This is a genomic window from Cupriavidus basilensis OR16, assembly GCF_000243095.1.
In the GTDB taxonomy this organism is placed as follows: Bacteria; Pseudomonadota; Gammaproteobacteria; order Burkholderiales; family Burkholderiaceae; genus Cupriavidus; species Cupriavidus basilensis_D.
In genome coordinates, this window is sequence record NZ_AHJE01000032.1 from 1 (window position 1) to 12,247 (window position 12,247).

The following is a 12,247-nucleotide window of genomic DNA, read 5'->3' on the forward strand; positions in this document are numbered from 1 at the left end:
ACCTTGCGCGCCGACCAGCAAATATATCCCGCCCATCACCAGCGCGCTGCCGGCGAGCTGCACGCCGGTGATCGGCTCGCCCAGCAGCCAGAAGCCCAGGAACAGGGTGGAGACCGGTCCGAGCATACCCGCCTGCGACGCCATCGGCGCGCCGATGCGCGCTACCGCCACCATCGTCAGCGACACCGGCAGCACTGTGCAAAACACCGCATTGACCAGCGAAAGCCACATCACCGGCGCCGGCTGCAACAGCGCGCCAGCGGGCGGCGCAATACCAGATATTGCACCACGCAGCACGCGGTGGAAACGCACATCGCATAGGCCACCAGCCGCAGCGAACCGATGCGCTGCACCAATTCACCGGATGCGATCAGGTAGATGCCGTAGGTCAGTGCGCTGGCGAGCACCAGCGCGGCACCGAGCCACACCTGGCCTCCGCTCACGTCAAGATCATGCGCGAAAACCAGCACGATGCCTATATAGGCCAGCGCCAGGGACAGCCACTGCCGCAGGCTGATACGCCGCTTGAACAGCACGGCGCTGGCCAGCAGCACGAAGGATGGCGTCAGGAACAGGATCAGCCGCTCGAGCCCGGCCGTGATGTATTGCAGGCCGAGGAAGTCGAGAAAGCTGGAGAGGTAGTAGCCAATGATGCCAAGAAACACGATGCGGCCGCGATCGGCCCAGCACAGCGCAGGCAGGCGCCGCGACTGCCACCAGCCAATCGCCATGAACAGCGGCACGGCAAACAGCATGCGCAGGCTGATGACCATGACCGCATCGACCTGGTAGCGGTACATCAGCTTGGCGACGATTGCCTTGCCGGAAAAGAGAATGGCGCCGATGGCGGCCACGGCCAGGCCGGCGCGCTGCGATGCCGGCTCGGCGGCAGGCATGGTGCGCCAGGGACGCGAGCCATTGTATTCGAAAAGAGGCAACTGCATCCGATGCCCATTGTGCCGCGCACAGGTGTTGGGCGACGTGCCTCGGCCTTCCCTTTCAGGCCCATCATGCAACGCACCCACCGCTGCCTTGCGGCTTTGCGTGCCGTGGCTTTCGCTATGTGGGACGGCGCACCTTCACGCCGTAGCCGCCCGGCTAAGCTCTGCCCAGGAGAGTCCCGCGCTGCGTGCCGCCTTTTGCCGTGCGCAGCCCTGGCGAGCCGGCCCCGGGAGACTGGTCGTGGATGGCACGGACCGAAGCAAGCAATACGATGTACTGGACCTGATCCGGGCGCTGGCCGCTGGCCTGGTTTGCCTTGGCCATATCCGGGCGCTGGTCATCGTCGACTATGGCGCGAGCGGCCCGCATGGCGGCGCGGCCGGCGTGGCGCTGCAGTTGTTCTATGCGCTTTGCAGCATCGGCCACGAATGCGTGATCGTGTTCTTCCTGCTCTCGGGCTACCTGGTGGCGGCGGCACCGTGCGCCGCAAGATGACGCGTGGCGACTGGTCCTGGCGCGGTTACCTGGCCGACCGCATGACGCGGCTATGGATCGTACTGCTGCCCGCGCTGCTGCTCGGCCTGTTCTGGGACAGTGCCGGGGTCCACCTGGCGTGGGGGCCGTTCTATCAGGGCACCGAGGGCAACGCGGTCCAGCAGATCGACGTCTCGCAGAACCTCGGTGTTGCGGGATTGGTTTGCAACGCAGCCTTCCTGCAAACCCTTGCCTGCCAGACCTATGGCTCCAACGGGCCGCTGTGGAGCCTGGCCAACGAATTCTGGTACTACCTCTGGTTCCCTGCGCTATACGGCGCCTGGCACCTGCGCCGCACGCCGCTGGCGTTGCTGTGCGTATTGGCGGCGCTGGTCACCATGGGCCTGTTCCACGGCCTGGTCGAGGGGTTTTTGTTCTGGCTGCTGGGCGTGCTGGCGCAAGCCCTGGAAACACGGCTCGCGCGGATGGCAACGATCGCGCGGCGCAAGTGGCTGGTGCTGCCAGCACTGCTGGTGTTCCTGGCCGCCATTGCGCTCACCAAGCACAAGCCGTACGCCGATGCCGCCGTCGCATTGGGCTTCTTCGTGCTGTTGCTGGCCGTGCTGTCGACCCGTATCCGCATCGGCCACGCCGGCTTGTCGCGCCTGGCCACGGTGGCGTCCGGGTTCTCGTACTCGCTCTACCTGACGCATTTCCCGCTGACCCTGCTCATCGCCGCGGCACTGGTCAAGGTCCGCCTGCCTGTCGGCGTCGGCAGCCTGGGCCTGGCCGCGCTGATCCTGCTGGGCTGCTATGCCTATGCCTTTGCCGTCTACTGGTTGTTCGAGCGCAATACCCGGCGCGTGCGCGACCTGCTCGGGCGCCCGGCGCTGCCGGCGGCCGAGCGCGGGCAGAATATCTAGCCGCCACGCTTTTGCGTGGGCCCGCCAGTCTGCCTTGAGCGCAGCCCTGGCAACCGTTCTCAAACTGCCGTAAGCTCGCCGGTTCGGCGCCGCCCATGCGCGCCGCATAAGAAAAACCAGGAGCATCCATGACGGCAGTACCCCTCGCAGATCTTGCCTCGCGCATTCCCGCTTCAGTCGACATGCAAACCGCCGGCCGGCATGGCGCCCGCCCGCTCATGATGGCCGCCGCCGCGGTTGCCGTGCTCGCCAGCGGCTGGCTGCCTTCCGTTGCCAGCGCGGCCGACTATCCCGTCAAGCCGATCCGCTTCATCGTGCCTTACGCAGCGGGCGGCACCACCGACCTGGTGGCGCGCACGGTCGGCCAGAAGGTGGCGGAAAAACTCGGCCAGCCCGTGGTGGTGGAGAACCGCCCCGGCGCGGGCGGCAATATTGGCATGGAGGCGGTCGCCAAGGCCGCGCCCGACGGTTACACCATTGGCTTCGGCGCCATCTCGACCAATGCGTTGAACCCGCATATCTACAAGCACGTGCCGTTTGACCCGCGCAAGGATTTCACCGCGGTGAGCCTGCTGGGCACCTCGACCATCGTGCTGGAAGTCAGCAACAGCGTGCCAGTGAAGAATGTGGCCGAACTGGTCAGCTACGCCAAGGCGCATCCCGGCCTGACCTACGCCACCGCCGGTACCGGCACGTCCATGCACCTGGCGGGCGCGATGTTCTCGCAGATGACACAAACGGGCCTGACCCATGTGCCATACAAAGGCAGCAGCCCGGCCATCAACGACATGCTCGGCGGCCACGTGCAGGTGATGTTCGACAACCTGCCCGCCTCGCTGCCGCACATCCAGGGCGGCAAGCTGCGCGCGCTGGCCGTGGCCGGCAAGAGCCGCTCGCCAGCGCTGCCGAACGTGCCAACGCTGGCCGAGGCCGGCCTGGCGGGCTACGCCATCGAGCCGTGGTTCGGCGTGTACGGCCCGGCCGGGCTGCCCGCGCCGGTGGTGCAGGCGCTCAATGCCGCCTTCGTCGAGGCGCTGGGCAACGCGGACGTGAAGGACAAACTGGTGCAGGCGGGCTTCAACCCCAAGGGCTCGAGCGCTGGGGACCTGCAGTCGCTGACGCTGTCCGAGTACGAGAAATTCGGCAAGGTTGCCAAGAGCGCCAGTATCTCGATGGATTGAGCGCATGCGGTGCTGCGCGCTGGCGGCGGGCGGATCGCCGGAGGCGCGCGGCACCGCATCCATTACAATCCGGCTGCAACGGGCCCTCGCGCCCACTCCAGCCGACTACCCGCCATGAAGCAAGATCCACGTTTCCCCAAGCTGTACATCCTCGATCACCCGCTGATCCAGCACAAGCTCTCCCATATGCGCGACAAGGACACTTCCACGCGCACGTTCCGCGAATTGCTGCGGGAGATCACGCTGCTGATGGGCTATGAAATCACACGCGACCTGCCACTGACCACGCGCCGCATCGAAACGCCGCTGGTGGAGCTGGACGCGCCGGTGATCGCCGGCAAGAAACTCACCATCGTGCCGGTGCTGCGCGCCGGCGTGGGCATGAGCGATGGCCTGGTCGAGCTGATTCCCTCGGCTCGCATCGGCCATATCGGCGTCTACCGCGACGACCAGCACCGCCCGGTGGAATACCTGGTGCGCCTGCCCGACGTGGAAGACCGCAGCTTTATCCTGTGCGACCCGATGGTCGCCACCGGCTACTCCGCCGCGCATGCGGTGGATGTGCTCAAGCGCCGCGGTGTCAAGGACGAAGCGATTACGTTTGTGGCGCTGGTGGCAGCGCCGGAAGGCGTGGAGGTGTTCCAGAAGGCACATCCGGGCGTGAAGCTGTTCGTGGCTTCGCTGGACAGCCACCTGGACGAGCACGCCTACATCATCCCCGGCCTGGGCGACGCGGGCGACCGGCTGTTCGGCACCAAGAACTGAGTTTTCCTGCCAGGCCGGGCACTGTCTGCGCCCGGCTTGACCGGCCTCAATCCCGCCGGCCGCGGCGCTCCCTAGACTATCGGCAACGGCACGCCGTCCGGTGTGCCTCGCCTGACCTGGGAGACCCACATGGCAGCCTTGAAGATTCTGTTTTCGACCCCCACCGGGCTGATGAGCCTGGCCGTCATTGCCTTCATCATCGGCATGGGCTGGTTCTTCACCCGGCTGTTCCTGCGCAAGATGCGGGAAGACGAGGCAGCGGCGCAACGCCGCTAATACAGCTAATACGCAAGGCCCGCCCGCTGGCGTTACACGTGGCTCGCTATGCGCCCGGCGTTGCAGATCGCGCTGGACCTCGCCGGCGGCGCGCTGCGCCAGGGGCCGCTAGCGCCATGGCGCGCAACGCCCCACCCTACTTCTTCTTGCCCGAACCCAGCAAGCTGCCCAGCACGCCACGAATCAGCTCGCGCCCAACCTGCGAGCCCACCGTGCGCGCGGCCGATTTGGCCATCGACTCCAGGATGGAGTCGCCGCGCCCGGTCTTGCCGGTGCCCTTGGTCAGCCCGCCGAAGATCTCGCCCGCCTGGTCCAGCCAGCCGCCGCCCTGCGCGGGGCGCCTCCGGCTGGCCTGCCGTGGGCAAGGGCGCGGGTGCGCCGCTGCCGGGGGCGGTGGGAGAAGACGCAGGCGCGGTGGCACGGCCCTTGAGCTTCTCGTAAGCCGACTCGCGATCGATGGTCTGCTCATAGGTGCCGGCCACCAGCGAGCTGGCCAGCAACTGCTTGCGCTCGTCGTCGGTGATCGGGCCGATCCGGCTGCCGGGCGCCAGCACCCAGGCGCGCTCGGTGATGCCGGGGATGCCCTTGGCGTCCAGCAGCGACACCAGCGCCTCGCCCACGCCAAGCTCCCCGATGGCCTTCTCCAGGTCCAGCCCTGGCTTGGCCCGCATGGTGGTGGCCGCCACCTTGACCGCCTTCTGGTCGCGTGGCGTGAAAGCGCGCAGCGCGTGCTGCACGCGGTTGCCGAGCTGGCCCAGCACGGTATCGGGAATATCGACGGGGTTCTGCGTGACGAAATACACGCCGACGCCCTTGGAGCGGATCAGCCGCACCACCTGCTCGATCTTGTCGAGCAGGGCCTTGGGCGCGTCGTTGAACAGCAGGTGCGCCTCGTCGAAGAAGAACACCAGCTTGGGCTTGTCAAGATCGCCCGCTTCCGGCAACTTCTCGAACAGCTCCGACAGCAGCCAGAGCAGGAAGGTGGCGTAGAGCTTGGGCGAATTCAGCAGCTTGTCGGCAGCCAGGATGTTCACCACGCCCTGCCCGTTCTCGGTCTGGATGAAGTCATCCAGGTTGAGCATGGGCTCGCCGAAGAACACATCGGCGCCCTGCGACTCCAGCGCCATCAGCCCGCGCTGGATCGCGCCGATCGAGGCCGCCGAGATATTGCCGTATTCGGTGGTGAACTGCCCGGCATTGTCGCCCACGTATTGCAGCATGGCGCGCAGGTCCTTGGCGTCGAGCAGCAGCAGGCCGCTGGTGTCGGCGATGCGAAAGACCAGGTTGAGCACGCCCTGCTGGGTGTCGTTGAGCTCCAGCATGCGCGAAAGCAGCAACGGCCCCATGTGCGAGACCGTGGCGCGCACGGGATGGCCCTTTTGCCCGAACACATCCCATAGGGTGGTGGGGCAGGCGCCCCACACCGGCTCGGGCAGGCCGAGTTCGGCCAGACGCGCCTTGAGCTTGTCGGAGAGCTTGCCTGGCTGGGAAATGCCGGTCAAATCACCTTTGACGTCGGCCATGAAGACCGGCACGCCCAACCGGGAAAAGCCCTGGGCGAGGCTCTGCAGGGTCACGGTCTTGCCAGTGCCGGTGGCGCCGGTGATCAGGCCGTGGCGGTTGCCCATCTCGGGCAGCAAGGCAAGTTCAAGCTCGGCGTTCTTGGCGATGATGATGGGTTCGGCCATGGTTTCTCTGGTTGGCAAGCCGCACGGCGGTTTCGCCGCGACCGTCCCCGGCTGATTATAGCCAGCCCCCAAGCCGGCTCACAGACACATAAACCACCCGGCGCGCCGCCGGCGGGCAAGCGTTGCCCGCCCGGCACAGCCGGCGCGCAGCGCCAAGGCACGCGCGTCAAACATTTTCCGCTTCGGAGAGAATCATGGCCGGTCACTCAAAATGGGCCAATATCAAACACAAGAAGGCCGCGGCTGACTCCAAGCGCGGCAAGGTCTGGACCCGCCTGATCAAGGAAATCACCGTCGCCGCGAAGCTCGGCGGCGCTGATCCCGACTCCAACCCGCGCCTGCGCCTGTCCATGGACAAGGCAATGGATGCGAACATGCCCAAGGACAACATCCAGCGCGCCATCCAGCGCGGCGTGGGTGGCCTGGAAGGCGTCAACTACGAAGAAATCCGCTACGAGGGCTATGGCCTGGCCGGCGCGGCGATCATCGTCGACTGCCTGACCGACAACCGTACCCGTACCGTGGCCGAAGTGCGCCATGCCTTCTCCAAGAATGGCGGCAACATGGGCGCGGAAGGCTCGGTGGCGTTCATGTTCACGCATTGCGGCCAGTTCTTGTTTGCCCCCGGCACGCCCGAAGACAAGCTGATGGAATCCGCGCTGGAAGCCGGCGCCGACGACGTCGTCACCAACGACGACGGCTCGATCGAAGTGCTGTGCCCGCCCAACGATTTCAGCACGGTCAAGGCCGCGCTGGAAGCTGCGGGCTTCAAGGCCGAGATGGCCGACGTCACCATGAAGCCGCAGAACGAAGTCAGCTTCACCGGCGACGACGCCGTCAAGATGCAAAAGCTGCTCGACGCCCTGGAAAACCTGGACGACGTGCAGGAAGTCTTCACCAACGCGGTGATCGAGGAGTAAGGCGGGGATCGGGCAAGACCTCGCCTCACGGCGGCAGCGCGGTTCGATGAGCCATGGCTGCCGCTTTTCGCATTTCGCATGCGTCATTTTTTCTGGCAGTAGATCATGAAAGTATTGGTTGTCGGCTCGGGTGGTCGTGAACACGCGATGGCCTGGAAATTGGCCCAGTCGCCCAAGGTGCAGGTGGTGTACGTGGCGCCGGGCAACGGCGGCACCGCGCTCGACAAGCGGCTGCAGAACGTCCCCCTGACCGATCCGGAAGTGCTCGCCGCCTTCGCCGAGCGCGAAGGCGTAAGCTTCACGGTAGTCGGCCCCGAGGCGCCGCTGGCGGCCGGCATCGTCGATGTCTTCCGTGCCAAGGGCCTGCGCATCTTCGGCCCGACGCAAGCGGCGGCCCAGCTGGAATCCTCCAAGGACTTCGCCAAGGCCTTCATGCAGCGCCATGGCATCCCGACCGCTGCCTACCAGACCTTCAACGACGCCGCCGCGGCGCACGCGTATATCGACGCGCAAGGCGCGCCGATCGTGATCAAGGCCGACGGCCTGGCAGCCGGCAAGGGCGTGGTGGTTGCCGCCACGCTGGAAGAAGCGCACGCCGCGGTCGACATGATGCTGGCCGACAACCGCCTCGGCGACGCCGGCGCGCGCGTGGTGATCGAGGAATTCCTCGAGGGCGAAGAGGCCAGCTTCATCGTGCTGGTGGACGGCAAGAATGTCCTGGCTCTCGCCACCAGCCAGGACCACAAGCGCCTGCTCGATCACGATGCCGGCCCCAATACCGGTGGCATGGGCGCCTACTCGCCGGCCCCGGTGGTCACGCCCGCGCTGCATGCCCGCGCGCTGCGCGAGATCATCTTGCCGACCGTGCGCGGCATGGAAAAAGACGGCATCACCTACACCGGCTTCCTCTACGCCGGCCTGATGATCGACAGCGAGAGCAACCTGAAGACGCTGGAGTTCAACTGCCGCATGGGCGACCCGGAAACCCAGCCGATCCTGGCGCGCCTGAAGACCGACCTGGTCGACGTGATGGAGCACGCAGTCACCGGCAAGCTCGACGAGATCGAACTGGACTGGGACCGCCGCACCGCGCTGGGCGTGGTGATGGCTGCCTTTGGCTATCCCGATGCGCCGCGCAAGGGCGATGCCATTACCGGCATCCCGCCCGAGACTGACGACAGCGTGACCTTCCACGCCGGCACCACGCTCACCGATGGCACCCTGCTGACCACCGGCGGGCGCGTGCTGTGCGTGGTGGGGCTGGCTGATACCGTCAAGGCGGCGCAGCGCGCGGCATATGGCGCGGCCGAGAAGATCCACTTCGATGGCATGCAGTACCGCACCGATATTGGCCATCGCGCCATCAAGCGATAAAGGACGATAAATCTACTGCGCGGCCCCTGACGGGCCCTGCGGCGCTCGCCATGGGCCGCACGCTACGATTTCCCCGCCCTTCTCCGCCCTTCTCCACCCTTTACGGGCTGATAGGCTAAATGGGTCGAATCCGGCCAAGCGTTGCCTCAGCCAGTACAATCATGACATCGCTATGACGGCCGGGCAGGTTTGACTGACCTGCCCGGCCGTCACCGCTCCGGCTCACCCGCCCGCATACCATGATCGATTCCCAGGCAGTCCGTGCCTATCTGCTCGGTCTGCAAGACCGTATCACCGACGCTGTCGCCGCCATCGACGGCAAGGCGTTTTCCTGGCCGGGCGGGGCTTCGAGGCAATGGGCGTGTCGCTGGTGTTCCACCCACGCAATCCCTTTGTGCCGACCGTGCATATGAACGTGCGCTGCCTGATGGCCGTCAAGGACGGCGCCGAGCCGGTCTGGTGGTTCGGCGGCGGCGCGCTTCAAGCAATGGTGCGACGAGTATTTCTTCCTCAAGCACCGCGGCGAAGCGCGCGGCATTGGCGGCATCTTCTTCGATGATTTCTCCGCGCTGGGCTTCGAGCGCAGCTTTGCCATGATGCAATCGGTAGGCGACGCCTTCCTCGACGCCTACCTGCCGATCCTGCAGGCGCGCAAGGACACCGCCTACGGCGAGCGCGAGCGAGAGTTCCAGGCCTACCGGCGTGGCCGCTATGTCGAGTTCAACCTGGTGTTCGACCGCGGCACCCACTTCGGGCTGCAATCGGGCGGACGCAGCGAGTCGATCCTGATGTCGATGCCGCCGCTGGCCAGCTGGCGCTACGACTGGCAGCCCGAGCCGGGCAGCGCGGAGGCCGCGCTGTACACGGACTTCCTGCCAGTGCGCGAGTGGGCCTGACGGCAACCCCATGGCACACGACATCGCACGATCGCTCACCGCCAGCGCGGCAGACGCAGCAGACCCGGCCAACGGAGAACGCCCCTACCGCCTCGGCATTCTCGGCGGCACCTTCGATCCACCCCATATCGGCCACGTGGCGCTCGCCAGGCTGTGCATCGAACATCTCGAACTCGACGAACTGGTCTGGATCCCGACCGGCCAATCGTGGCAAAAAGGCGACGACGTCACCCCTGCCGCCGACCGCCTCGCCATGACCGAACTCGCCGCGCAGGCGTTGTCCGACACCCGCGCGCTGGTCCATGCCAGCCGCATGGAAGTCGATCGCGCCGGCCCCAGCTACACCGTGGATACCGTGCATGAACTGCGCGAGCACTATGGCCCCAACGCCTCGCTGGCGTGGCTCATGGGCGCCGACCAGTTGCTGCGCCTGCACACCTGGCATGGCTGGCAAGCATTGTTCGCGCACGTCCATCTTTGCGTGGCGACGCGGCCCGGTTTCGACCTCGCCGAACTGGACGGCCCGGTGCGCCAGGAGCTCGCGCAACGGCGTGCGTCCACCGACCTGATACAATCCATGCCCTCCGGCCGCATGTGGATCGACCAGACGCTAGCCGTCGACCTCTCCTCCACCGCCCTACGCCAACGCCTGGCTGCCGGACAACCGGCAGATGACCAGCTGCCGTCCGGCGTGGCACACTACATCGCGAGCCGCGGCCTGTATCGGCCGACGCAGTCGGATCTGCCCATCCCGGCCCGCCCCCAAACCGATCTCAGCTGAACTGAAAAAAGCACCATGGATATTCGCAAACTGCAACGCGCCATCGTCGACGGCCTCGAAGATGTCAAAGCGCAGGACATCAAGGTGTACGACACCACCCACCTGACCGAGCTGTTCGACCGGGTGGTGATCGCCAGCGGGAGCTCGAACCGCCAGACCAAGGCGCTGGCCGCCTCGGTCCGCGATACCGTCAAGGAAGCCGGCGGCCATATCGTTGCGGTGGAAGGGCTGGAAACGGGCGAATGGGTGCTGGTCGACTGCGGCGACGCCGTCGTCCACATCATGCAGCCGCAGCTGCGCATGTACTACAACCTGGAAGAACTCTGGGGTGACAAGCCGGTACGCCTGAAGCTGTCCACGGCCAAGAAGGGCCTGGCCAAGGCCAGCGAGCCGATCGACGGCGAAGATGAAGACGACGCGCCGGTCGTGCGCACCGCGCGCCGCGCCACCGGCCTGCGCCCGGCGCTGGCCCGTCTGCCGGAAGGCATGAAAGAGCCTTCGCCGCCGCTTGGCCATGAAGATACCGACCCGGACGCCATCGCCACCAACCGCGCCCCGACCGTGCAGAAACGCCTGACCAGTGCGCTGGGCTCGGCACCGGCGCGCAAGGCACCGGCCAAGACGGCCGCGCCGCGCAAGACCGCAGCGGGCACCGGCGTGGCACGCAAGACCGCCACCAAGACGGCCGCGACCAAGACCGCCACCAAGGCTCCGGCCAAGACGGCGGCCACCAAGGCTCCGGCCGCGCGCAAGCGCACCACCCGCTCGGCCTGAGCCGGACCGGTCCGCTTCCCGCCATGCAGTTGCTGATCGTGGCCGTTGGCCACAAGATGCCCGGCTGGATTGAAACCGGATTCGCGGAGTACGCGAAGCGCATGCCGCCCGAGCTGCGCATCGAGCTGCGCGAGATCAAGCCCGAGACGCGCTCGTCGAGCAATAACGCCACGACCGTGATGCAACGCGAGGCGGCCCGTATCGAGGCGGCGCTGCCCAAGCAATGCCGCATCGTGGCTCTGGACGAGCGCGGGCGCGACCTCACCACGGTGCAGCTTGCCGCCCAGCTGGGCGACTGGCAACGAGAAGGCGGCGACGGTCGCCTTCCTGATCGGCGGCGCCGACGGCCTCGATCCCGCCCTGAAAGCCCGCGCGCAAACCCTGCTGCGCCTGTCCAGCCTGACCATGCCGCACGGCATGGTGCGCGTGCTGTTGGCCGAGCAGCTCTACCGCGCCTGGTCGGTCACCCAGAATCATCCTTACCACCGCGCCTGACACCAGCCGCGCCCGCGTCACGCACCGGGCAAACCCGCGGGTACAATGCGACCGAAGCGGCGCATGCGCTGCAGCCATGCCCCAGCCGCATTGTGCAGCCCTATCCCCGGATCCCTCCCGACTGCCACACCGTGACCCATACCTTTCTCTATCTCGCCTCCCAGAGCCCGCGCCGGCGCGAGCTGCTAACCCAGCTTGGCGTCGCCTACGAACTGCTGCTGGCCGACGACGATGAAGACGCCGAGGCGCTGGAAGTGGGCTTGCCGGGTGAGAGCCCGGACGACTACGTGCAGCGCGTTTGCGCGCTCAAGGCTGAAGCCGCGCTGCGCCGGCGCGAGCGGCGCGCGCTGCCTGACGCCCCCATCCTGACCTCGGACACCACCGTCTGCCTGGGCGGCGAGATCCTCGGCAAGCCTGCCGATGACGCCGATGCCGCCCGCATGCTGGCGGCGCTGTCCGGGCGCGCCCACCGCGTGCTGACGGCGGTAACCGTGGTTTCCGCGCTCGGCCAGCGCCACGCGCTGTCGGTTTCCGAGGTGAGCTTTCGCACCATGACCGCCAGCGAGATTGCCGCCTACGTCGCCAGCGGCGAGCCGGCCGGCAAGGCTGGTGCCTACGGCATCCAGGGCCGCGCCGCCGAGTTCGTCGAGCGAATCGACGGCAGCTATTCGGGTATCATGGGTTTGCCCCTGTTCGAGACGGCTTCGCTGCTCAGACAGGCCCATCTGCGGTTCTGAGAACCCCGCCGCCGCCCATTC

General features: G+C 66.8%; 10 protein-coding genes and 4 pseudogenes. 12 read left to right on the forward strand and 2 right to left on the reverse strand.

Features of this window, described 5'->3' with window-relative positions; all coding sequences use genetic code 11:
- Positions 1-896: pseudogene (locus OR16_RS12690) on the reverse strand (DMT family transporter); the annotation flags it as partial.
- Positions 897-1,182: 286 nt separating this feature from the next.
- Here OR16_RS12690 and OR16_RS44030 point away from each other — a divergent pair.
- From OR16_RS44030 to OR16_RS41210, 5 genes are all read left to right on the forward strand, one after another.
- The gene (locus OR16_RS44030; RefSeq protein ID WP_050982954.1) at positions 1,183-1,437 is read left to right on the forward strand and encodes a hypothetical protein; all 255 of its coding nucleotides are present in this window, start codon (positions 1,183-1,185) and stop codon (positions 1,435-1,437) included.
- Complete coding sequence (locus tag OR16_RS12695; RefSeq protein ID WP_050982955.1) at positions 1,422-2,339, forward strand: acyltransferase family protein; 918 nt, start codon at positions 1,422-1,424, stop codon at positions 2,337-2,339. Before OR16_RS44030 ends, OR16_RS12695 begins: the two co-directional genes overlap by 16 nt.
- Before the next feature lie 221 nt (positions 2,340-2,560).
- A complete protein-coding gene (locus OR16_RS12700) occupies positions 2,561-3,520 on the forward strand; it encodes a Bug family tripartite tricarboxylate transporter substrate binding protein (protein ID WP_100227881.1) in 960 nt (319 codons plus the stop codon).
- A 114-nt stretch (positions 3,521-3,634) separates the two neighbouring features.
- The gene (gene upp, locus OR16_RS12705) at positions 3,635-4,285 is read left to right on the forward strand and encodes a uracil phosphoribosyltransferase (protein ID WP_006158365.1); all 651 of its coding nucleotides are present in this window, start codon (positions 3,635-3,637) and stop codon (positions 4,283-4,285) included.
- 129 nt (positions 4,286-4,414) lie between these two features.
- On the forward strand, positions 4,415-4,561 hold the full coding sequence (locus tag OR16_RS41210; protein WP_006158366.1) for a DUF3149 domain-containing protein: 147 nt from the start codon (positions 4,415-4,417) through the stop codon (positions 4,559-4,561).
- 136 nt (positions 4,562-4,697) lie between these two features.
- Here OR16_RS41210 and OR16_RS12710 read toward each other — a convergent pair.
- Positions 4,698-6,249, reverse strand: a pseudogene (locus tag OR16_RS12710) (helicase HerA-like C-terminal domain-containing protein).
- Positions 6,250-6,443: 194 nt separating this feature from the next.
- Here OR16_RS12710 and OR16_RS12715 point away from each other — a divergent pair.
- From OR16_RS12715 to OR16_RS12745, 7 genes and pseudogenes are all read left to right on the forward strand, one after another.
- A complete protein-coding gene (locus OR16_RS12715) occupies positions 6,444-7,169 on the forward strand; it encodes a YebC/PmpR family DNA-binding transcriptional regulator (RefSeq protein ID WP_006158368.1) in 726 nt (241 codons plus the stop codon).
- 105 nt (positions 7,170-7,274) lie between these two features.
- The gene (gene purD, locus OR16_RS12720) at positions 7,275-8,543 is read left to right on the forward strand and encodes a phosphoribosylamine--glycine ligase (protein WP_006158369.1); all 1,269 of its coding nucleotides are present in this window, start codon (positions 7,275-7,277) and stop codon (positions 8,541-8,543) included.
- A 193-nt stretch (positions 8,544-8,736) separates the two neighbouring features.
- A pseudogene (gene hemF / locus OR16_RS12725) lies at positions 8,737-9,439 on the forward strand (oxygen-dependent coproporphyrinogen-III oxidase).
- 10 nt (positions 9,440-9,449) lie between these two features.
- Positions 9,450-10,220 (forward strand): nicotinate-nucleotide adenylyltransferase, encoded by a 771-nt coding sequence (locus tag OR16_RS12730; protein WP_006158370.1) that lies wholly within the window; start codon positions 9,450-9,452, stop codon positions 10,218-10,220.
- A gap of 15 nt (positions 10,221-10,235) precedes the next feature.
- Complete coding sequence (gene rsfS, locus OR16_RS12735) at positions 10,236-10,994, forward strand: ribosome silencing factor (RefSeq protein ID WP_006158371.1); 759 nt, start codon at positions 10,236-10,238, stop codon at positions 10,992-10,994.
- A gap of 23 nt (positions 10,995-11,017) precedes the next feature.
- Positions 11,018-11,489 (forward strand): annotated as a pseudogene (gene rlmH / locus OR16_RS12740) (23S rRNA (pseudouridine(1915)-N(3))-methyltransferase RlmH).
- A 131-nt stretch (positions 11,490-11,620) separates the two neighbouring features.
- Positions 11,621-12,226, forward strand: coding sequence for a Maf family protein (locus OR16_RS12745; RefSeq protein ID WP_006158373.1), 606 nt, complete (start codon positions 11,621-11,623; stop codon positions 12,224-12,226).
- Positions 12,227-12,247 lie beyond the last annotated feature (21 nt).